The following is a 20150-nucleotide window of genomic DNA, read 5'->3' on the forward strand; positions in this document are numbered from 1 at the left end:
GATTAGCACAGCGCCATCAGGCAGTTCCGCGCACCGTGCCGGATGCGGCTAACGCCTTATCCGGCCTACAAACTACATGCAGCCGTAGGCCTGATAAGCTCAGCGCATCAGGCAGTTCCGCGCACCGTGCCGGATGCTGCCAACGCCTTATCCGGCCTACAAACTACATACAACCGTAGACCTGATTAGCACAGCGCCATCAGGCAGTTCCGCGCACCGTGCCGGATGCGGCCAACGCCTTATCCGGCCTACACACTACATGCAGCCATAGGCCTGATAAGCACAGCACCATCAGACAGTTCCGCGCATCGTGCCGGATGCGGCTAACGCCTTATCCGGCCTACAAACTACATACAGCCGTAGGCCTGATAAGCTGTGGGATCATCGGCATTTGGCAAATCAGGCCATATCCAGCGCGGTTTTACCTTTGGGCGCCGGATACGCCTTATCTAACTGCTTCAACTCATCTACAGAGAGCATTATCCCCAGCGCGGCGGCATTTTGTTCGACATGCGCTACGCTTGCGGCTTTCGGGATGGCTATTACACCCGACTGACGAATCACCCATGCCAGCAAAATCTGCGCAGCGCTAACATTGTGCGCACGCGCGATGTCATTCACCACAGAGTTAGAAAGCAAATCTCCACGCAGTCGTCCCGCCTGAGCCAGCGGACTGTATGCCATGACCGGCATCTGCTGCTGCTGGCACCACGGCAGTAAATCATATTCAATACCGCGCGAGGCTAAATGATAAAGCACCTGGTTAGTTGCACACTCTCGTCCACCGGGTACCTGCCATAACGCCTGCATATCATCATAATCGAGATTTGAGACGCCCCAACGGCGGATTTTCCCCTGCGCAATCAGTGTTTCCATGGCATCGATGGTCTCTGCAAATGAAAAATCGCCCATCCAGTGCAGCAAATAGAGATCCAGATAATCAGTTTTCAGTCGACGCAGGCTCGCTTCGCAGGCGGCAATGGCTTTCTGTCCACCGGCATTCCATGGGTAAACTTTCGAGACTAAAAAAGCGCTATCACGCCGTCCCGTTAATGCTTCACCCACCACCTCTTCCGCTGCACCATCAGCGTACATTTCTGCGGTATCAATCAATCGCAGGCCGAGATCCAGTCCGGCCTGCAGCGCAGACACTTCATCCCGGCGTCGGCATGGATCCTCGCCCATGTACCATGTTCCCTGCCCAATAGCAGGAAGCGATACCTGGTTTGTAAACGTCACCTGTTTCGCTGTCATCGCACCCTCCTGTGTTAATGCACCACAGTAAAGCAAAACAACGTGCATGTGTCCTGTTAGGGTGCACAAATTGCACCATTATGGATTGGAAACCGATCGTTAAGGCGAGCGAAATAAAAAGCCCGGGAACAGCAAATGTTCCCGGGCCGAAAAAATACAAAATCTTATCTACGAAGTGGTTATTTCAACCGACCCAAATATTTTCCCTCTTTCATAGCGTTGATTTTTCCGTTTTTATAGACGATGACGGAAATCAAACCTGCGCTATAAGACTGAGCTTCAGCACTATTCTCATCATTTGCCGCAGGTTTGCCATTAATATAAGCAATGCCATCAGCACCACGTTTAAAGTCCACTCCAAGTTTATTCACATGCACGGGCGTGATTTTACTGGCGTGTACCGGGGCATTCGTGTCACTGACCATGGTTTTATGTTCATGCTGTAATTGTTGACGATAAGCCTCACTGATGGCATACGCAGGCGCAGCAGAGGAAGCCACCAGAGCAGCGATAATAATTAATTTCTTCATTAGTTAAACCTTAATATTTATCGTGTTTGTGGTGGTGACTGGAATTTTTATCATTTGTGCCATACAAGTTTTGCGCATTTTCCATAGCCTGTTTTTCAGCGGCAGCATTGATTGTCGCCTGACGGTTTTGCTCAGCAACATAACAGGCATCACGGCTCACACCCTTGCTTTCGCAAGCATTCATGCGTGAAGCCTCGGTGGAACAACCAGCCAGAATCCCGCCCATCACAGCTATCATGATTAACTTTTTCATTATATATACTAGGTTTATTCTCAAAAAATCCACATGGCGAATTATATTTAATGCCATGAAGGGTTGCTGTCGATACTTTAAAGTTTACTTAATATCTGCAATGGGATATTTAATGTCAATTTAATTTTTTTCAGATAAATACCTAAAGATGTAAAATTAAAATCAATCGATTAATTTTTGTTTTTTTCACATGAAAGTTAACTTTCGCCATGAGATAAACATGCTAAAAGAGTTATCAATAATTTTCATTGTGCTTAACAATAAGAAAATAACGCTTACCTCGATCATAAACCCTAGTATTATCAAAGCATTGTATAGCTACAAACCATTACCTCATGACAATGACTTGCTAAACCTTCACGACTATATTTCATTCAAAAATGAATAGATAACAGGCTAATAAAATAGCAGGTTTATTTTTAGTAACAGCGACAGGAATAATACGTTAAAAATTCGTTGTCGCCTGACAGAATGCCAAAACAGCACAAAAAATCAAATCTCATGTTTTAGATCAATATTCATCTCCGTCACGCACAAAAAAGCCCGCACTGATGCGGGCTAGTGCTTGACGCGCAGTAGCATCAGAACTTGTAAGTTAGACCCACCGAGAAGATGCCAGACCAGGACTTATCGACCATCGGACTGTCCTTCACTTCATCACTCAAGCGCACATAACGGCCAGTTCCGTATACGTTCCAGTTTCCAATGAAGTTATAGCTCGCGGTCAACTCCAGGTACGGATCCCATCCATCGTCAGCGTTGTAGCTTTTCAGACCACTGCGGCGAGACTCGTGATTGGACACGCCATAATAATAGTCGTTGTAGTTTTCGCTGCTGTACTGCACACCGATACCCGGCGTCAGAGTCAGCCCACCATTAGTGTAACGGTAGAGCCAGGCCAGATCCCAGATAAAGCCGTTGCTGTTATCCAGAGTATCACCCGCCAGTGCAGTACGCAGGAAACCATACTGGGTGTTATGTACATACGAAAGGCCAGCCATCATGCTGCTTTTACGCTTGTCGAGTTGGCGCAAAGCATGGCTATCGCTATCACCTGGCTTGAAATGCGTCGGATCATAGTACGCCATGATGGAAAGCTTATCTGCCGTGTCATTCCACAGATAGTAGCCGCCACCCAAGCCGTGGAACCAGACATTATCGCCTTCATAGGTGACAACCGGAACAGGGTAAACATCGCGGTCATACTGTTTGTACGGGCTGTTAATCACGCCGACACCCGCGCCAACAGTCCACTGACTTTCCGCCTGTGCGGTGCTAACTGCGGTTGCGGCAAGGACGCCAAGTGCCAGAAGTTTGAGTTTGGTCACAATCCATAATTCCTTATTCAAAAGTGTAGCGGTCAAAGTGTAACCGCCAATACGCTTCAGCCCAACTATTTTACGTATTCGCCCCAGAATGTAACCCCCTAATTTCTCAGCGAGTGATGACATTTTGCTTGCAGGACGGTGAACACCGCATGAATCCCGCTCCAATTCTTTACATAAGATGTGCTTTTTTTGCTGATGAGTTATTGATATGCCATTGAAATTCATTTGCGCACACAGGCAAGTTTTGCAAATGCCATCTACGCTTAATTTTAGAAGGTGTATCACCGAATACGTTGATCTCCTGACCACTAAAATGGCATGAGAGTTGCTTATTTCTTCAGCAACGACGTCGTTCAGTTTACCTCTTCAGGGGCCTCTACTATTCATATGAACGGCTCTTAACATGTGCTAAAAAACGAAAGGACGGCATACCATGAATATATTCGATCACTATCGCCAGCGTTATGAAGCTGCCAAGGACGAAGAGTTCACGCTGCAGGAGTTTCTTACCACTTGTCGGCAAGATCGCAGTGCTTATGCCAACGCGGCAGAGCGGCTATTAATGGCTATTGGTGAGCCTGTCATGGTCGACACTGCCCACGAACCTCGACTTTCTCGACTCTTTTCGAATCGGGTAATTGCACGCTATCCCGCCTTTGAAGAGTTTTACGGCATGGAAGACGCCATTGAGCAAATTGTTTCTTATTTGAAACATGCGGCTCAGGGTCTGGAAGAGAAGAAGCAGATTCTGTATCTGCTGGGGCCTGTGGGAGGGGGGAAATCATCTCTTGCTGAGCGGCTGAAGTCGCTGATGCAGAGAGTACCAATTTATGTCCTGAGTGCTAATGGCGAACGTAGCCCGGTCAACGATCATCCGTTATGCCTGTTTAATCCGCAGGAAGACGCGCAGATCCTGGAAAAAGAGTATGGGATCCCGCGTCGCTATCTCGGTACGATCATGTCGCCCTGGGCTGCGAAACGTCTGCACGATTTTGGCGGGGACATTACAAAATTCCGCGTCGTCAAAGTCTGGCCGTCTATTCTGGAGCAGATCGCAATCGCCAAAACGGAGCCTGGTGATGAAAACAACCAGGATATTTCTGCGCTGGTCGGGAAAGTGGATATTCGTAAACTCGAACACCACGCCCAGAACGATCCTGATGCCTACGGTTATTCGGGTGCACTGTGTCGTTCAAACCAGGGGATTATGGAATTCGTTGAGATGTTTAAAGCACCGATTAAAGTGCTGCATCCTCTGCTGACCGCCACCCAGGAAGGAAACTACAACGGGACAGAAGGTATCTCTGCCCTGCCGTTTAACGGGATTATTCTTGCCCACTCGAACGAGTCCGAATGGGTAACGTTCCGTAATAACAAAAACAATGAGGCGTTCCTTGACCGTGTTTACATCGTCAAAGTGCCTTATTGCCTGCGTATCTCTGAAGAGATCAAAATTTACGAAAAACTGCTTAACCACAGTGAGCTGACCCATGCGCCTTGCGCACCGGGCACACTGGAAACGCTCTCTCGCTTTACCATTCTTTCTCGCCTGAAAGAACCTGAGAACTCGAGCATTTACTCGAAGATGCGCGTTTACGATGGCGAAAGCCTGAAAGATACCGATCCGAAAGCGAAATCCTATCAGGAGTATCGGGATTACGCCGGGGTTGATGAGGGAATGAACGGTCTGTCCACGCGTTTCGCGTTTAAGATCCTCTCTCGCGTCTTTAACTTTGACCATGCCGAAGTGGCAGCTAACCCGGTACATCTGTTTTACGTACTGGAGCAGCAAATCGAACGTGAACAGTTCCCGCAGGAGCAAGCTGAGCGTTATCTTGAGTTCCTGAAAGGCTATTTGATCCCGAAATATGCTGAATTCATCGGCAAAGAGATCCAGACGGCTTATCTCGAATCCTATTCCGAATACGGACAGAACATTTTCGACCGTTATGTCACTTATGCGGATTTCTGGATTCAGGATCAGGAGTATCGCGACCCGGATACCGGTCAGCTGTTTGACCGCGAGTCACTAAACTCAGAACTGGAGAAAATTGAGAAGCCGGCGGGTATCAGTAACCCGAAAGATTTTCGTAACGAGATCGTCAACTTTGTTCTGCGTGCCAGAGCGAATAACAGCGGTCGCAATCCAAACTGGACCAGTTACGAAAAACTGCGCACGGTTATTGAGAAGAAAATGTTCTCCAATACCGAGGAGCTGCTGCCGGTCATTTCGTTCAATGCTAAAACCTCGACTGACGAGCAGAAAAAACACGACGATTTTGTCGACCGTATGATGGAAAAAGGCTACACGCGTAAACAGGTGCGTTTACTGTGCGAATGGTATTTGCGCGTACGTAAATCGTCTTAACATAAGTGCCCGGTGCGCATGCGCTTACCGGGCTTGCAAAACAATGTTCCGTAGGCCGGATAGCGCCAGCGCCATCCGGCACTTACAGACATGGCGAACAGTTGGCAGTACGGGGGGCTTATGACCTGGTTTATTGACCGGCGTCTTAACGGCAAAAACAAGAGCACGGTAAACCGCCAGCGCTTCTTACGCCGTTATAAATCGCAAATTAAACAGTCGATCTCCGAGGCCATTAACAAGCGTTCGGTGACTGATGTGGATAGCGGCGAATCTGTCTCTATTCCGACTGATGATATTAGCGAACCTATGTTTCATCAGGGACGTGGTGGCCTGCGCCATCGCGTGCATCCGGGTAACGACCATTTTGTGCAGAATGACCGCATTGAACGCCCACAGGGCGGCGGTGGCGGTTCAGGAAGCGGACAAGGCCAGGCCAGCCAGGATGGTGAGGGTCAGGATGAGTTCGTCTTTCAGATCTCTAAAGATGAATATCTCGATCTGTTGTTCGAAGATTTAGCACTTCCTAACCTGAAGCAGAATCAGCAGCGTCAGCTAACGGAGTACAAAACGCACCGGGCAGGTTTTACCTCTAACGGTGTGCCAGCCAACATCAGCGTGGTGCGATCCCTGCAAAACTCACTGGCGCGCCGCACGGCGATGACAGCGGGTAAGCGTCGCGAACTGCATGCTCTCGAAGCGGATCTGGAAACCATCGCGAAAAGCGAACCAGCACAGTTGCTGGAAGAGGAACGGTTACGCAAAGAGATTGCCGAACTACGGGCAAAAATCGAACGCGTGCCATTTATCGACACCTTTGATTTACGCTACAAGAATTATGAAAAACGCCCCGACCCTTCCAGCCAGGCGGTAATGTTCTGCCTGATGGACGTTTCTGGTTCAATGGATCAGTCGACCAAAGATATGGCTAAACGTTTTTATATCCTGCTGTATCTGTTCTTAAGCCGGACCTATAAGAACGTGGAGGTGGTTTATATTCGCCACCATACCCAGGCGAAAGAAGTGGATGAGCATGAGTTCTTCTACTCTCAGGAAACCGGGGGAACCATTGTCTCCAGTGCGCTGAAGTTAATGGATGAAGTGGTGAAAGAGCGCTACAACCCTGCCCAGTGGAACATCTATGCTGCACAGGCATCGGACGGTGATAACTGGGCTGATGATTCACCGCTGTGTCATGAAATTTTGGCGAAAAAACTGCTGCCAGTGGTCCGCTATTACAGCTATATCGAAATCACTCGCCGCGCTCACCAAACCTTGTGGCGTGAATACGAACATCTGCAATCAACTTTTGATAACTTTGCGATGCAACATATTCGCGACCAGGATGATATTTACCCGGTATTCCGCGAACTGTTTCATAAACAAAGTACGACCAGCAATAGTTAACCACCTAAACAAATCAGCCAGAGGTTATCTTCTCTGGCTGATTTTTTACGGGTGCTGTTTTTTCATCTTATCAATATTCATCCGTTTATCCTTTTTATTTTCCCTTTACAGAGCAGCAGGCAATGTAATTGAGTTGATGACGTTGCGAACGGAAGAAGCGAAACATTTTCAGGAAACGACGACGATTTTCGCTCGTGCGTAAGCCGTTAAACACAATTTTTACCGCCCCCGTAAGCCCTTCATCACGAACTAATCCGCGCGGCGACATCAGCGACATGTTGCCATTCTGCTGCAGGACCTGTTCGAACCCGCAGTTAAGAAACAAATCACGCCAGCCTTGTCTGGTCATTGGGCTAACGTTTGATTTCACCACATCGACAAGCTGGCCCTGATCGCCCGCGCCCAGTTTTTGGGCGGTGAACATAATATCGTGGGTGAGCAGACGCCCACCGGGCTTCAACACGCGATAATATTCGGCAATTAACTTCGCCTTCGCTTTATCGGCATACATTGTCAGCATGGCTTCGTTAATCACAACATCGAAACTGTTATCCGCAAAAGGAAGAGTGTTGGCGTTAGCAGCCATCACATGAATATGATTTTCCAGACCATTTGCCGCTACGTTATTCCTTGCATTTGACAGTGCGGTTTTATCCATATCAATGGCGTATACGGTACAGCCATAGCGTTGAACTAACTCTATCGCCGTCGTGGCCATGTTGCACGCCACTTCAAGTACCTGGCTGCCGGGCGTCAGCTGTGACTGGCTAAACAACCATTCTGTTGCTTCAACACCGCCCGGACGCAGACGGGTTTTGCCCAGGCTGGCTAAAAATGTATGACCCGCTTTTTCAGTCGCGCTCATTGGCCTGTCTCCTTTGCATAAGTTGCATTATAAATACAACATTAAGAGTTAAAGGTGAAGTACGCGAATGATTTTTATTTCAAAATGTCCTTTCCCGTAGCGTTAGAGCGGATGTATGCCGTGTGATAGACTGAAGTATCAGACTTACAGGGCTGTAAATCATTATGAAATTGCATCATAAAGCGCTCAGGATCTTTATCTCCGTCAGCGTAATTGTTTTGACATCTTCTTTTTTGGTTTATGAGCTCATTGCTAGTGATAAAGCAATGAATGCGTACATGCGCTATATCAATGAGAAAGCCGACTCCTCGTTTCTCTATGATAAGTACACAAATCAGAGCATCGCAGCCCATCTGATGCGCACATTTTCATCCCCTCAGGGGCCTGCTTCTCTCGAACAGCAAAAAGTACTTTGCAACGCTTTCGACAGCGTTAACGGCACTCATGGGCTCAATCTCACTAAGCGCAACTATCTGCCATTACACGGTACGTTGCAGACCACCTCAACAAAATGTAGCGAACAGCTTGATGACATTTTTCTGCTGCCCTCTTTTGACCGGGCGGTCAATGTTAATCGCCAGCAGAAAGATTACGGTCAGGGATTAGGGACGCTGGAGTATAAATTTCGATATTACGTCGATCTCAAAAATAACTACGTTTATTTCTATGATGTGATCGACTCGCGGAAATTTGCGATACACAACTGGTCGTTTTTGCAAAAAGGTACGTTGGGAATCGACCAGAATGATATTGACGGTATTTTTACTGGCCGCACGGTGATCTCCAGTATTTATGAAGATAACCTGACCGAGAAAAAGGTGATGAGCTTTTTAACACCGGTTTACTACGCCAATAAGCTAAAAGGCGTGGTGATGGTGGATATTAATAAAGAGAATTTACAGAATATTTTCTATACCAGCGACCGCCCTCTCGTCTGGCGTTATCTTAACGTAACGGTCTCTGACACCAGTTCAGGTAAAGAGATCCTCGTTCATAAAAGTGAAACCGATCTATTCCGCTATGTTCACTATGAGAAGGACATACCTGGCGGTATACGAATCACCCTCTCACTTGATGTTATGTACTTTATTGTCTCGTCCTGGAAGATATTCGCCTTCTATCTACTGGCAACGATATTGCTGCTGAATATGGTCAGAACGCATTTTCGCTTGTATCACAACGTCACACGGGAAAATGTCAGTGATGCGATGACAGGGCTCTACAACCGTAAAATTTTTACGCCAGCGCTTGAGCAGCGTTTGCAACAGTTGGTGAACACAGGAACGCTCGTGACCTTTATCGCCATTGATTGCGACAAACTAAAAGTTATTAATGATACGTTGGGGCATAAGGAAGGCGATCGCATTATCACCATTTTGGCCAAAGCTATTCAAACGTCCATTCGCAAAAGCGACTATGCCATCCGCCTCGGCGGCGATGAGTTTTGCATTATCCTCATCGATCACCCCAGTGAATTAACGCCCCGCCTGCTGGAGAGGATTCGCTATAACTTACAAATTATTGCGCAAGATAGATCAATCAGCTTCTCTGTCGGGATTTATAATATGCAGCCAAACGACACCATTGATGATGCCTACAAAGCATCTGATGCACAGCTCTACCTGAACAAACAGAAAAAACGCACCGATGCGTAATTATTTTTCTGACAGGATTTTCATTGTTGTACCAGGAGTAAGTCATGACGGAAGTAAACAAAGGTAACGCAACGCACCAGCGTTTAATCTCCCTGTTGTCAGAACACGGTGCGACCTACCGCGTAGTCAGCCATGAAGCCGTAGGCAAATGTGAAGCTGTCTCTGAAATTCGCGGTACCGCACTGGGTCAGGGTGCAAAAGCGCTGGTCTGCAAAGTAAAAGGCAACGGCGTCAATCAGCATGTTCTGGCGATCCTCTCTGCCGATCAGCAGGCCGACCTGAGCCTGTTGGCCAGCCATATTGGCGGGTTGAGAGCGTCACTTGCCAGCCCGGCGGAGGTAGATGAACTGACTGGCTGCGTATTTGGCGCTATCCCACCGTTCAGTTTTCATCCGAACCTCAAGCTGGTCGCCGACCCGCTGTTGTTTGAGCGTTTTAATGAAATTGCGTTCAATGCCGGAATGCTGGAAAAATCTGTGATCATGGATACCGCAGATTACCTGCGCATCGCGCAACCGGAATTAATCCCGTTCCGCAGAGAACAATAACTGCACAAGTTAGCAGTAAAAAACATCGCTTCGTGCGTTAGCCCAAAAAAAATCATAATCATTAAAAAAAGCCTGTTCCGTCACGCATTTACGCGTACAGTAAGCAGGCTTATTTTTTCTTTTGGCAAGGAAACTACGATGTTTGATGTCACTCTGCTGATCCTGCTCGGACTGGCAGCTCTGGGCTTTGTCAGCCACAACACCACTGTCGCTGTTTCAATTCTGGTGCTGATAATAGTCCGTGTTACCCCACTGAATACCTTCTTTCCCTGGATTGAAAAACAGGGCCTGACCGTCGGGATTATAATTCTGACCATTGGCGTCATGGCGCCGATCGCCAGCGGAACGCTACCGCCCTCCACGCTCATCCACTCCTTTGTGAACTGGAAATCACTGGTTGCTATTGCCGTTGGGGTATTTGTCTCCTGGCTTGGCGGACGCGGCGTTACGCTAATGGGTAGCCAGCCTCAGCTTGTTGCTGGTTTACTGGTGGGCACGGTACTGGGCGTGGCGCTGTTTCGCGGTGTGCCAGTGGGGCCGCTTATTGCGGCAGGTCTGGTCTCATTGATTGTTGGGAAGCAGTAGCCAGCCCGTTCAGATAACGGCCTGGCGTCTGTCCCTGGCCTTTTTTGAACATAGTGATAAATGCCGTGGTCGAATCGTACCCGAGCATTTGCGCGACCTGTTGTACATTGCGACCATCAATTAACGCCTGCAGCGCCAGAATCAGCTGGAGCTGGTGACGCCAGCGGCGAAAACTTAACCCCGTTTCTTTGACGACCAGGCGAGCAAGGTTACGTTCACTCATCGCAAATACGCTGGCCCATTGCCCCAACGTCTGCCATTGTGCAGGCTCTCTCGCCATCGTTGCGACCATTCTGCGAATTTTCGGGTGATCGGAAACCGGCAACTGCATTTGCTCCTGGGGTTGCTGCGGCAGTTCATCAAACAGCACTTGCGTCAGCCGCTGGGTTGCCGGCTCCAGCCGTTGGGCATCCGTTTTGGATGCCAGCGCCAGAATAAGCTCCCGGCACAACGGAGCAATTTTCAGCGTGCAGCAACGATCGGGCATCACAACGGCCTGCGGCTCAATAAACAAAAAGCACAATTGTGCGCCAACGGTAACGTGGTTGCTGTGTGGAATTTCACCGGGGATCCACACCGCATATTGCGGGGGCACCATCCACATAGCATTCTCAACCTCACAGGTGATCGCGCCATGCAACGCCAGAATCAACTGGCCTTTACGGTGCTGATGCAGCGGACTGAAAAGTTCATCTTCCCGGGCCTGAATACAAAACGCCACCGCCGCATCGTGGTGAAGATCGGGTTCGTATCCATCCAGCCTCAGTCCTAACATAAAAATGTCCGATTTAAGCGATAAACTGTCATTTTAGCTTGATTCATCCATTGAGTAAAAACGCTAAGGTATCGCCTCGCCTGACGATATGAGAAAAAAATGACAAATACACCTTCCTCCCGTGGCAAGAACGCAGCGTTGCTGATCGCGGGGATCCTGATGATTGCCACCACATTGCGCGTCACCTTTACCGGTGCAGCCCCGTTGCTGGATGCAATTCGCGCCGACTACGGTCTGAGCACCGCCCAGACGGGGCTTCTGACCACCCTGCCACTGCTGGCTTTCGCACTGGTTTCACCTCTGGCTGCCGCTGTTGCGCGCCGTTGGGGTATCGAACGCAGCCTGTTTGTCGCTATGCTACTGATTTGCGCGGGTATTGCGATACGTTCTCTGCCCTCACCAGGGTTCCTGTTTAGCGGCACCGCTATCATTGGTTGCGGAATCGCATTGGGAAATGTGCTTTTACCCGGACTGATTAAGCGTGATTTTGCTCAGCATGTGGCGAAACTCACTGGCGCATACTCGCTGACCATGGGCGCAGCAGCGGCACTGGGTTCCGCCATTGTGGTACCGCTGGCGTTGAACGGGTTTGGCTGGCGCGGTGCGCTGATGGTACTGATGGCCTTTCCGCTACTGGCACTGATTATCTGGTTACCCCAATGCCGCCAGATGGCCAATGCCAGCTTGAGCAGCTCGCGCGCTCTGCATTCCCGCGCGATCTGGCGCTCCAGCCTCGCCTGGCAGGTGACGCTGTTTCTGGGGATCAATTCGCTTATCTACTACGTCATCATCGGCTGGTTGCCCGCCATTTTGATCAGCCACGGCTACAGCGAGGCGCAGGCCGGTTCGCTGCATGGTTTACTGCAGCTGGCGACCGCCGCGCCGGGATTATTGATTCCTCTCGTCCTGAACAGATTTAAGGATCAGCGCGCCATCGCCGCTCTGGTTTCATTAATGTGCGCCGTCGGCGCGGCGGGATTCGCCATAATGCCCGACCAGGCATTGCTATGGACCATCCTGTTTGGCTTTGGCTCAGGCGCGACGATGATCCTCGGCTTGACCTTTATTGGCCTGCGCGCAAGCTCAGCGCATCAGGCTGCTGCCCTGTCCGGCATGGCACAATCTGTTGGGTATTTACTGGCCGCCTGCGGGCCACCGCTGATGGGGAAAATTCACGACCTCAACGATAGCTGGCTGATTCCTCTTGGCGGGGTCGCCGTGTTAGCGATGCTGATGGCGGTATTTGGTCTGTGCGCGGGGCGTAATCGGGAGATCGCGAGCGCATAATACACAGGGCAGGTTCGTGAACAACCTGCCCGTTTTTTTATCCGCGCGCGGCGCGCAGCATCGCCTGAACTAACGGTACGGGTTTTCCCGCCAGCGCTCCGCGTTCATGCTGAAAGAGCGTGCCAACATAAAATGGATGCGTCACCAGCTCAATGGCACGAATATCACCAGCCTCATCCCAACCGGTCACCCGAAGATCGCCGCTTTCAAGCTCGGCGGCAAAATCCTCCGATACGCCATAGTTGCAGTGATATCCCTCGGTGATAACATCCCGCCCGTAGGCTTTGGCAATCAGCGTATTGGCCCGCAGCTCAATATCATCCGTTTTTTCTACCAGCGAGCAGGTCAATGGTGCTATCACCATCCGACCCGTGGTGTCCGTCTCGGCGTGGGCGGCATCGCTCCAGCCCAGCACGTTGCGGGCGTACTCCAGAATCGCATGTTGAAAGCCGCCGCAGGTCCCCAGGAACGGGATGCTGTTTTCACGCGCGTAGCGTATCGCTATCAGCGCCCCTTCAAGATGGCGATATGGACTGCCTGGAACGACCCAGATGGCATCATAGCCAATCAAGTCCTCACTGCTGTTGATATCAGATGTGGTTAGCCAGTCGTAATCAGCCACCAATTCCAGGACGGCGGCAGCATCATCGATAGCAAGGGGAATAGCCTGGTGCGCCACAATATCGGGGCTGTAATCGCCCACCAGCGCAATGCGAAGCGTATCTTTAATTGGGGAAATTTCCATTAAGCTTTCCTTGTGTCCTGACAATAAGGGACAGCATAAGGAGCCTCAGCCTACCGACTTTTTAGTGGTATCACAATCCCTTAAATTGGGAGTCAGGGCGGGCAAAATGCTATAATGGTCACGTTTTACGATCTTATTTAACCGTAATAAAGTTGATGATAAATACCTGAGCGGTAGCTGAAAGGAGCGGATGAAGAGATGAAGATTCAGTGTAAACGCGTGTATGACCCGGCAGAAAAAAGCGATGGTTATCGCGTGTTGGTCGACCGGTTGTGGCCACGCGGAATAAAAAAGACTGACCTTACTTTCAACGAATGGAATAAAACGCTGACGCCATCTTCTGAATTGCGCAAAGCATTCCACGCAGAACTGATCGATTTTTCACACTTTTCCGAGCAATATCGCGCAGAGCTGGCCCAACAGCAGCAGGAAGGAAAGCGCCTCGCAGAGATTGCCCAGCAGCAAACCTTAACGCTACTGTATGCGGCGAAAAATACCCAGCAAAACCACGCACTGGTGCTCGCTGAGTGGCTACGTCAATGCTGACCGCGTATTACTTGGCCGTTGCCGGATGATCTCTACGCCAGAGTGACCATTCATCAATCACTTCCCCGTTGGGTAGTTTGCAGTCAGACTTAACACCTTGCGGAGTCTGCACCGCAATCAACGAGCCGCCCTTTTGTTCGCAATACACCGATGCTGGATTCGCCATGCCAACTTTCGGTGGCACAGGCGCTTCCGGTTCCGTGGTACACCCCGCCAGCACCAGCAAACCGGGCAAAACAATAGATGCCAGTTTCATATTTACTCCTGTTAAAAACCTTATCCTGGCAGGTTACCCCGACTTTCCATCTATCTCCATGTTTTCCTGCCAGCTATCCATTTTATGTTTACATTCTGAGCTGGATGGCGTGTTTCATCTTTCACCTTGATGTTCTATCATGCGGGCAACGTCAGCCCAGTCATTACTCAGGAGCATTTACATCTCATGTCGGACATGATCCTTGCCAGAGTCTCACAATCCTTAGCCACGGAGCAGTCTGTTGAAAGTCTGGTTCGGCAACTTCTGGAGATGCTGGAGATGGTGACTGAGATGGAATCGACCTACCTGACCAAGGTCGATCTGGATGCCCGTCTGCAGCATATTCTGTATGCACGTAATAGCCGCCAAATGCAGATCCCCGAAGGGCTATCCGTGCCGTGGGATGAAACGCTGTGCAAACGCGCTATTGAGGAAAACTGTCTGTACAGTGACAACGTGCCCGCACGCTGGCCGGAATGTACCGCCGCTCGCGCACTGGACATCACCACCTTTCTGAGCACTCCCGTTCATCTTCCTGACGGAACGTTTTACGGTACACTCTGCGCTACCAGCCGCCGCCAGCAGGCATTGAGCCAACGTGGAGAACAAGTATTACATCTGTTTGCCGGTCTGATCGCCCAGTCGATTCAAAAAGAGTCGTTGGTTGCTCAGTTACGTGAAGCGAACGCCGCGCTGATTGCTCACTCCTACACCGATGCCCTGACCGGTTTACCGAATCGGCGCGCAATATTTGAAAATGTGGAAACCCTTTTTTCGCTTGCCCGCCATCTCAGGCAGAAGATAGTTGTCGCCTATATCGATTTGGATGATTTCAAACTGATTAATGACCGCTTTGGCCACGAGGTTGGTGACCAGTTCCTGATACAGATTGGGCAGCGCCTGCTCCGTAAATGTAATGATAATGACATTCTCGGTCGACTAGGCGGTGACGAATTTTTAGTCGTTCGCCTGTCAGCGGAAGATGAACTGGATCAACTTATGCGTCTGCAGCAGGTGAAAAATCAGCTACAACAGCAGATTTGCGGTGACTACCAGCTGGGTGACATTCATCTGTTTTATCCTGGTGCCAGTCTGGGTGTGGTGGAAATTGATCCGCTGGAGACTGATGTAAACTGTGCGCTTCATCTTGCAGACAGCGCAATGTATCAGGATAAAAAGCGTCAGGATAAAACCCCTTTTGTCGTACATTAAGCCCTGCTATGCTGGCTCGTCTTTAAATAACTCTGGTAGATAATCGTATGCGACTCGGTATTATTTTCCCTGTCATTATTTTCATTTCCGCTGTCGTTTTCTTATCCTGGTTTTTTATTGGCGGCTACGCTGCGCCGGGAGCATAACGATGAAAAAAACAACGATTATTATGATTGGCGTGGCGATCATCGTGGTTCTGGGCACGGAACTGGGGTGGTGGTAACCAAAATAGAGGCCACTTATCAGTGGCCTCTATTATCTGCATGTTTAGTTAGCTTTTGATTTTTCTGTAGATAAACAACACCACAATCGCACCGATAACCGCTACCACGAAACTGCCGAAGTTGAAACCATCAACTTTACCAAAACCAAAGAAGGTACTGATCCAGCCACCCACTACCGCACCGACAACCCCTAAGATAATGGTCATAAAGAACCCGCCGCCATCTTTACCCGGCATAATCCATTTTGCCAAAATCCCAGCGATAAGACCGAAAACCACCCATGAAATAATGCCCATAATTTTCCTCGCTTATGTTTTTAAATTAACGATTCACTCGTTGTATAAAAGCATAGCATAGCGCTGAAAAATTAAAATTTGTGATCGTCATCACTTCATATTTTCATCTTTTTCCGATGTTTCATAAGGTTATGACTGCTGACCGGCAGGCTAAATTTTTGCCGCTCCTCGTCATTAATGTCGAATCGTCAGTCATTATGCTTAACTCTTTTGCCCTCAGCCCCGTTATTGCTGGGTTTTCACTTCTGGCACACTTTATGCTTAAACAACTTGTCGCTACGACAAATCGTAGTCCGCGGTGCTTATCGCGCGGCTGCGTCTACAATTCGCGCTATTTCAGCATTTAACAGGTCTGTTATTGATGAAAAAAATCACCAGTGTTTGCCCATACTGTGGGGCCGGGTGCAAGCTCAAGCTTGTTGTCGAAAATAACAAAATCATCCGCGCCGAAGCCGCAGAGGGTGTAACGAACCAAAATCAGTTATGCCTGAAAGGCTATTATGGTTGGGACTTTCTTAACGACACTCGCCTCCTGACTCCCCGTCTGACTCGCCCGATGATCCGTTATGAAAAAGGTGGCAAATTCACGCCCGTTAGCTGGGATGAAGCCATTCGTTACACCGCAAAACGCCTGTCTGAAATCAAAAAAGCCTATGGTCCTCGCGCCATCATGACCACCGGCTCCTCCCGGGGAACCGGAAATGAAACTAACTACGTGATGCAAAAATTCGCACGTGGCGTACTTCATACCAATAATGTCGATTGTTGCGCCCGCGTCTGTCACGGTCCTTCCGTTGCCGGGTTACAAGAAACGTTAGGCAATGGCGCCATGAGCAATTCCATCAGCGACATTGAAAACTCAAAATGCCTGCTGATCTTTGGTTATAACTGCGCCGACTCGCACCCAATCGTAGCCCGCCGGGTAATTAAAGCTCGCCAGAACGGCGCAAAAATCATTGTCTGCGACCCACGTCGTATTGAAACCGCCCGTATTGCTGACCAACATTTGCAGTTGAAAAACGGTTGCAACATGGCGCTGGTTAATGCCTTTGGTCATGTTCTTATCGAAGAGCAACTCTACGATCGCGAGTATGTGCAAAAGCATGCGGAAGGGCTGGAAACATACTGGGAAACCGTTAAGGACTATGCGCCTGAAGCCGTTGAACATTTGACCGGTGTTCCCGCACAGCAGGTTCGTCAGGCAATGCGTACATTTGCCGCAGCACCATCGGCAACCGTAATGTGGGGGATGGGCGTCACCCAGTTTGGTCAGGCCGTTGATGTGGTTCGCGGTTTGTCGAGCCTGGCGTTGTTGACCGGGAATCTGGGTCGCCCTAACGTCGGCGTTGGTCCGGTGCGCGGGCAAAATAACGTGCAGGGTGCGTGCGATATGGGGGTACTACCTAACCAGTTCCCGGGGTATCAGGACGTGACCGATTCCGCCGTCAGGGAAAAATTCGCCAGCGCATGGGGCATTGACGTTAATCAGATGGATGACAAGGTTGGAACGCGCATCACTGAAGTTCCGCATCTGGCTCTCGAAGGCAAAATAAAAGCCTACTACATCATGGGAGAGGATCCGCTGCAAACCGAGGCCGACCTGTGCCTGGTTCGGGAAGGGTTTAACGCGCTCGATTTTATCGTCGTGCAAGACATCTTCATGACTAAGACAGCGGAAATGGCCGACGTCCTCCTGCCCGCCACCTCATGGGGCGAACATGGCGGCGTATTTACCTGCGCCGATCGCGGCTTCCAGCGTTTTGAGAAAGCGATTGAGCCCACCGCTGATGTGAAACGTGACTGGGAGATCATCAGCCTTTTGGCCAGCGAAATGGGCTATCCAATGCAGTATCAAAATAACCAGCAAATCTGGGATGAGATGCGCGAGCTGTGCCCGCTGTTCTACGGCGTGACCTATGAGAAAATGGGGGAAATGGGGCATGTTCAGTGGCCGTGCCCCGATCTCGATAGTCCTGGTACGCCGTACCTTTACGCGCACAGCCAGTTTGATACCGCCAACGGCAAAGGCAAACTGTTTGCCGCACCGTGGCGAGCGCCCGCAGAAGTTCCGGATGACAATTATCCGCTGGTACTGTGTACCGTGCGTGAAGTTGGGCATTACTCCTGTCGCTCGATGACCGGTAACTGCGCAGCGTTACAAGCGTTGGCTGATGAACCAGGATATGTGCAAATCAATACCCATGATGCCGAAAAACTCGGTATCCGTCATCGTGATCTGGTGTGGGTCAGCTCGCGTCGGGGTAAGGTCATCAGCCGTGCGGATGTATCCGAGCGTATCAATTCCGGAACGGTGTATATGACCTATCAATGGTGGATTGGTGCATGCAACGAGTTGACCCAGGATAACCTCGATCCAATCTCGAAAACGCCGGAAACCAAATATTGTGCCGTAAATATCGAGCACATTAGCGATCAGAGATGGGCTGAAAAGTATGCCGCTCAATCGTATAGCGACATGAAATCGCGCTTATGTGAGGCCATTGCGTAATTCCCCAGCATCGCCACCTGAGTCTGGATACCCAGACTCAGGTTTTATCTCATTACTTTACCAGGTGTGGTTCACTGAAGCGGATGGAGGCAGATTCCTCCTGCATATCCCGCTGCATAAAACCGAAGTTCATCAGAAACAGGCCAGCCATAAACGGCAGTTCGTACAATTCTTCAATCATATCGCCATATTGGACATTGTGCAGGAAGATGGGAGCCAGCAGACGATGATGCTCTACCGTATCGGAAATCAAAAATGCGCAGGCGGTGATCGCCAGCAGCCAGAGCGGTAGCGGTTCATTACGCACGCGTCGGACAATATCCAGGCGTAAGCGCTTCGACAACAGCACCGGCAGAATAATCATGGAAATCATTACAACAGAGATAGCTCTGAACAGAAGTTTAGGCTGCTCCGGGAAATAGTCACGGCCCCAACTGGTGCTTCTCCCCAGCAATACCAACCACCACACGGCTGCCCAAAGCCAAAATTGCTTCTCCCCTTCAGGGCGTGATAAAGGCCGGATATAGCCAAGGGTAAATACGGCACCAAACAGTAGCCATAGCGCCTGCCCATTTTCGATCCATCTGACGACAGTGCCGTTAAGCAGCGGAAGATTCCAGTTCGCGGTGAACGGGATCGCCACAATGACCAGTCCTAGAATAAGTGTGGGGAATGTAATTTGGGTATTCAGTTTCATAAGCGCGATGTTCTGTATTGTTACTGTTTTGCGATCATAACTCCTGTGAATGATCGACAATTAGCATTCAATGCGAATTTCTTAAGGTATTCTTAAGGAATCTTTTTTCGGACATCACTACGTTCAACACAAATAAAAAAACCGCACGGCGCCGTCAAAACGCTGTGCGGTTAGTACATTAAAATTCTGTGTATTCAATCAGTAAGAGTATTTAACGCCTACCATCCGCAGACTTCATGCTCATTCTCGGTATCGTACGAACGAACGGTATTGACCAAGTCTTTGACCACTTCTGCTGCCACATCCGGCACCAGTAATGTCATAGGCGCTTCTGTTTCATAATCCACAGAAACACCGTTGCTGTTATTGGTCACGGTTACGGTATAGGTTGCTTTGCCCATGATTTACTCCTTGCCGGTGCGCACGACTTTTCGTTGATTTGCACTCTCCATCAGAACTTCCGGGGCAACGAAAAAATCGATATTAAAGTAAGTGTCGTCGGTCATCACTTCGATGTTATGCCATTTTTCCGGCGGAAAAACGCCAAACTGACCGGCTTCAATAACCATCACCTCTACTGGCCCCGGACTGTGTTCATCGGCGTATCCGAGATATTTGACCGCCCCCTGCATAACAGAAAGTCGTGGATAAACCCCGGCACGAGTTCCTTTATCAAGGTGGCGTTCGAAAATTCCGGCAGGCGCAGTTTCTTTGTTCCAGAATGGTGTAGAGCGTGTATGGATATGATTCTGTGGAATTTGAAGCATTTTTCTTCCCTTTTCCAGTCGACAACCAGCGAGTCTTATTGAATCG

Annotated in this window: 22 protein-coding genes and 1 pseudogene; 11 read left to right on the plus strand and 12 right to left on the minus strand. The window is 49.6% G+C overall.

Features of this window, described 5'->3' with window-relative positions:
* Window positions 1–399: 399 nt before the first annotated feature.
* From SK38_RS07605 to SK38_RS07620, 4 genes are all read right to left on the minus strand, one after another.
* On the minus strand, window positions 400–1254 hold the full coding sequence (locus tag SK38_RS07605; protein ID WP_048235526.1) for an aldo/keto reductase: 855 nt from the start codon (window positions 1252–1254) through the stop codon (window positions 400–402).
* Window positions 1255–1433: 179 nt separating this feature from the next.
* On the minus strand, window positions 1434–1784 hold the full coding sequence (locus SK38_RS07610; RefSeq protein ID WP_032943110.1) for a hypothetical protein: 351 nt from the start codon (window positions 1782–1784) through the stop codon (window positions 1434–1436).
* A gap of 10 nt (window positions 1785–1794) precedes the next feature.
* Window positions 1795–2094 carry a hypothetical protein gene (locus SK38_RS07615; RefSeq protein ID WP_156183247.1) on the minus strand — a complete coding sequence of 100 codons (300 nt, stop codon included), beginning with the start codon at window positions 2092–2094 and terminating at the stop codon, window positions 1795–1797.
* Between the two features lie 524 nt (window positions 2095–2618).
* On the minus strand, window positions 2619–3365 hold the full coding sequence (locus tag SK38_RS07620) for a MipA/OmpV family protein (RefSeq protein ID WP_048235528.1): 747 nt from the start codon (window positions 3363–3365) through the stop codon (window positions 2619–2621).
* A gap of 433 nt (window positions 3366–3798) precedes the next feature.
* Between SK38_RS07620 and yeaG the strand changes: the two genes are divergently transcribed.
* Window positions 3799–5733 carry a protein kinase YeaG gene (yeaG, locus tag SK38_RS07625; protein WP_003030707.1) on the plus strand — a complete coding sequence of 645 codons (1935 nt, stop codon included), beginning with the start codon at window positions 3799–3801 and terminating at the stop codon, window positions 5731–5733.
* A 120-nt stretch (window positions 5734–5853) separates the two neighbouring features.
* Window positions 5854–7137, plus strand: coding sequence for a YeaH/YhbH family protein (locus SK38_RS07630; RefSeq protein ID WP_008784519.1), 1284 nt, complete (start codon window positions 5854–5856; stop codon window positions 7135–7137).
* 94 nt (window positions 7138–7231) lie between these two features.
* Here the strand turns inward: SK38_RS07630 and SK38_RS07635 are convergent, their stop codons facing one another.
* Complete coding sequence (locus SK38_RS07635) at window positions 7232–8002, minus strand: class I SAM-dependent methyltransferase (RefSeq protein WP_008784518.1); 771 nt, start codon at window positions 8000–8002, stop codon at window positions 7232–7234.
* A gap of 164 nt (window positions 8003–8166) precedes the next feature.
* Here SK38_RS07635 and dgcJ point away from each other — a divergent pair, with 164 nt between their 5' ends.
* From dgcJ to SK38_RS07650, 3 genes are all read left to right on the plus strand, one after another.
* Window positions 8167–9657: a diguanylate cyclase DgcJ gene (dgcJ, locus tag SK38_RS07640; protein ID WP_048235529.1), complete on the plus strand. Its 1491-nt coding sequence runs from the start codon at window positions 8167–8169 to the stop codon at window positions 9655–9657.
* A gap of 44 nt (window positions 9658–9701) precedes the next feature.
* Window positions 9702–10205 carry a YbaK/prolyl-tRNA synthetase associated domain-containing protein gene (locus SK38_RS07645; protein WP_032943105.1) on the plus strand — a complete coding sequence of 168 codons (504 nt, stop codon included), beginning with the start codon at window positions 9702–9704 and terminating at the stop codon, window positions 10203–10205.
* A 138-nt stretch (window positions 10206–10343) separates the two neighbouring features.
* Window positions 10344–10790, plus strand: a complete 447-nt coding sequence (locus tag SK38_RS07650) for a DUF441 domain-containing protein (RefSeq protein ID WP_003832453.1) — start codon at window positions 10344–10346, stop codon at window positions 10788–10790.
* On the opposite strand, the pseudogene SK38_RS07655 reads toward SK38_RS07650, so the two are convergent.
* Window positions 10767–11565, minus strand: a pseudogene (locus SK38_RS07655) (AraC family transcriptional regulator). The gene SK38_RS07650 and the pseudogene SK38_RS07655 sit on opposite strands and share 24 nt — an antisense overlap.
* A gap of 99 nt (window positions 11566–11664) precedes the next feature.
* Between SK38_RS07655 and SK38_RS07660 the strand changes: the two are divergent.
* Complete coding sequence (locus SK38_RS07660) at window positions 11665–12852, plus strand: CynX/NimT family MFS transporter (RefSeq protein ID WP_032943103.1); 1188 nt, start codon at window positions 11665–11667, stop codon at window positions 12850–12852.
* Window positions 12853–12889: 37 nt separating this feature from the next.
* Here the strand turns inward: SK38_RS07660 and SK38_RS07665 are convergent, their stop codons facing one another.
* The gene (locus SK38_RS07665; RefSeq protein ID WP_020996459.1) at window positions 12890–13597 is read right to left on the minus strand and encodes a CTP synthase C-terminal region-related (seleno)protein; all 708 of its coding nucleotides are present in this window, start codon (window positions 13595–13597) and stop codon (window positions 12890–12892) included.
* Window positions 13598–13795: 198 nt separating this feature from the next.
* Between SK38_RS07665 and SK38_RS07670 the strand changes: the two genes are divergently transcribed.
* Complete coding sequence (locus tag SK38_RS07670; protein ID WP_048235531.1) at window positions 13796–14143, plus strand: DUF488 domain-containing protein; 348 nt, start codon at window positions 13796–13798, stop codon at window positions 14141–14143.
* A 7-nt stretch (window positions 14144–14150) separates the two neighbouring features.
* Here SK38_RS07670 and SK38_RS07675 read toward each other — a convergent pair whose 3' ends face one another.
* Window positions 14151–14399, minus strand: a complete 249-nt coding sequence (locus tag SK38_RS07675) for a putative hemolysin (protein ID WP_048214378.1) — start codon at window positions 14397–14399, stop codon at window positions 14151–14153.
* 186 nt (window positions 14400–14585) lie between these two features.
* On the opposite strand from SK38_RS07675, the gene SK38_RS07680 reads away from it, so the two are divergent.
* From SK38_RS07680 to yoaJ, 3 genes are read left to right on the plus strand one after another with little or no spacing between them, the layout of a single operon-like run.
* Window positions 14586–15611 (plus strand): sensor domain-containing diguanylate cyclase, encoded by a 1026-nt coding sequence (locus SK38_RS07680; RefSeq protein ID WP_048235532.1) that lies wholly within the window; start codon window positions 14586–14588, stop codon window positions 15609–15611.
* A gap of 47 nt (window positions 15612–15658) precedes the next feature.
* The gene (locus tag SK38_RS24940; RefSeq protein WP_032941789.1) at window positions 15659–15757 is read left to right on the plus strand and encodes a YoaK family small membrane protein; all 99 of its coding nucleotides are present in this window, start codon (window positions 15659–15661) and stop codon (window positions 15755–15757) included.
* A 2-nt stretch (window positions 15758–15759) separates the two neighbouring features.
* Window positions 15760–15834, plus strand: a complete 75-nt coding sequence (gene yoaJ / locus SK38_RS24945) for a protein YoaJ (RefSeq protein ID WP_095533175.1) — start codon at window positions 15760–15762, stop codon at window positions 15832–15834.
* 48 nt (window positions 15835–15882) lie between these two features.
* Here the strand turns inward: yoaJ and SK38_RS07685 are convergent, their stop codons facing one another.
* Window positions 15883–16131 carry a GlsB/YeaQ/YmgE family stress response membrane protein gene (locus SK38_RS07685; protein WP_003832440.1) on the minus strand — a complete coding sequence of 83 codons (249 nt, stop codon included), beginning with the start codon at window positions 16129–16131 and terminating at the stop codon, window positions 15883–15885.
* Between the two features lie 361 nt (window positions 16132–16492).
* Here SK38_RS07685 and fdhF point away from each other — a divergent pair, with 361 nt between their 5' ends.
* Window positions 16493–18640 (plus strand): formate dehydrogenase subunit alpha, encoded by a 2148-nt coding sequence (fdhF, locus tag SK38_RS07690; RefSeq protein ID WP_048235533.1) that lies wholly within the window; start codon window positions 16493–16495, stop codon window positions 18638–18640.
* A 52-nt stretch (window positions 18641–18692) separates the two neighbouring features.
* Here fdhF and SK38_RS07695 read toward each other — a convergent pair whose 3' ends face one another.
* From SK38_RS07695 to yeaR, 3 genes are all read right to left on the minus strand, one after another.
* Window positions 18693–19337: a hypothetical protein gene (locus tag SK38_RS07695; RefSeq protein WP_048235534.1), complete on the minus strand. Its 645-nt coding sequence runs from the start codon at window positions 19335–19337 to the stop codon at window positions 18693–18695.
* Between the two features lie 218 nt (window positions 19338–19555).
* Window positions 19556–19738, minus strand: a complete 183-nt coding sequence (locus SK38_RS07700; protein ID WP_003832433.1) for a DUF1869 domain-containing protein — start codon at window positions 19736–19738, stop codon at window positions 19556–19558.
* A 3-nt stretch (window positions 19739–19741) separates the two neighbouring features.
* Window positions 19742–20104: a DUF1971 domain-containing protein YeaR gene (gene yeaR, locus SK38_RS07705; RefSeq protein ID WP_048235535.1), complete on the minus strand. Its 363-nt coding sequence runs from the start codon at window positions 20102–20104 to the stop codon at window positions 19742–19744.
* Between the last annotated feature and the right edge of the window lie 46 nt (window positions 20105–20150).

The sequence above is a fragment of the Citrobacter sp. MGH110 genome, from assembly GCF_001037515.1.
Lineage (GTDB): Bacteria > Pseudomonadota > Gammaproteobacteria > Enterobacterales > Enterobacteriaceae > Citrobacter > Citrobacter portucalensis.

Excerpts from the sequence above, each read along its gene's own strand:
- SK38_RS07605 (WP_048235526.1), bottom strand. The coding sequence starts at position 1,254 with ATGACAGCGAAACAGGTGACGTTTACAAACCAGGTATCGCTTCCTGCT.
- SK38_RS07610 (WP_032943110.1), bottom strand. The coding sequence starts at position 1,784 with ATGAAGAAATTAATTATTATCGCTGCTCTGGTGGCTTCCTCTGCTGCG.
- SK38_RS07615 (WP_156183247.1), bottom strand. The coding sequence starts at position 2,094 with ATGGCATTAAATATAATTCGCCATGTGGATTTTTTGAGAATAAACCTA.
- yeaG (WP_003030707.1), top strand. The coding sequence starts at position 3,799 with ATGAATATATTCGATCACTATCGCCAGCGTTATGAAGCTGCCAAGGAC.
- SK38_RS07630 (WP_008784519.1), top strand. The coding sequence starts at position 5,854 with ATGACCTGGTTTATTGACCGGCGTCTTAACGGCAAAAACAAGAGCACG.
- SK38_RS07635 (WP_008784518.1), bottom strand. The coding sequence starts at position 8,002 with ATGAGCGCGACTGAAAAAGCGGGTCATACATTTTTAGCCAGCCTGGGC.
- dgcJ (WP_048235529.1), top strand. The coding sequence starts at position 8,167 with ATGAAATTGCATCATAAAGCGCTCAGGATCTTTATCTCCGTCAGCGTA.
- SK38_RS07645 (WP_032943105.1), top strand. The coding sequence starts at position 9,702 with ATGACGGAAGTAAACAAAGGTAACGCAACGCACCAGCGTTTAATCTCC.
- SK38_RS07650 (WP_003832453.1), top strand. The coding sequence starts at position 10,344 with ATGTTTGATGTCACTCTGCTGATCCTGCTCGGACTGGCAGCTCTGGGC.
- SK38_RS07660 (WP_032943103.1), top strand. The coding sequence starts at position 11,665 with ATGACAAATACACCTTCCTCCCGTGGCAAGAACGCAGCGTTGCTGATC.
- SK38_RS07665 (WP_020996459.1), bottom strand. The coding sequence starts at position 13,597 with ATGGAAATTTCCCCAATTAAAGATACGCTTCGCATTGCGCTGGTGGGC.
- SK38_RS07670 (WP_048235531.1), top strand. The coding sequence starts at position 13,796 with ATGAAGATTCAGTGTAAACGCGTGTATGACCCGGCAGAAAAAAGCGAT.
- SK38_RS07675 (WP_048214378.1), bottom strand. The coding sequence starts at position 14,399 with ATGAAACTGGCATCTATTGTTTTGCCCGGTTTGCTGGTGCTGGCGGGG.
- SK38_RS07680 (WP_048235532.1), top strand. The coding sequence starts at position 14,586 with ATGTCGGACATGATCCTTGCCAGAGTCTCACAATCCTTAGCCACGGAG.
- SK38_RS24940 (WP_032941789.1), top strand. The coding sequence starts at position 15,659 with ATGCGACTCGGTATTATTTTCCCTGTCATTATTTTCATTTCCGCTGTC.
- SK38_RS07685 (WP_003832440.1), bottom strand. The coding sequence starts at position 16,131 with ATGGGCATTATTTCATGGGTGGTTTTCGGTCTTATCGCTGGGATTTTG.
- fdhF (WP_048235533.1), top strand. The coding sequence starts at position 16,493 with ATGAAAAAAATCACCAGTGTTTGCCCATACTGTGGGGCCGGGTGCAAG.
- SK38_RS07695 (WP_048235534.1), bottom strand. The coding sequence starts at position 19,337 with ATGAAACTGAATACCCAAATTACATTCCCCACACTTATTCTAGGACTG.
- SK38_RS07700 (WP_003832433.1), bottom strand. The coding sequence starts at position 19,738 with ATGGGCAAAGCAACCTATACCGTAACCGTGACCAATAACAGCAACGGT.
- yeaR (WP_048235535.1), bottom strand. The coding sequence starts at position 20,104 with ATGCTTCAAATTCCACAGAATCATATCCATACACGCTCTACACCATTC.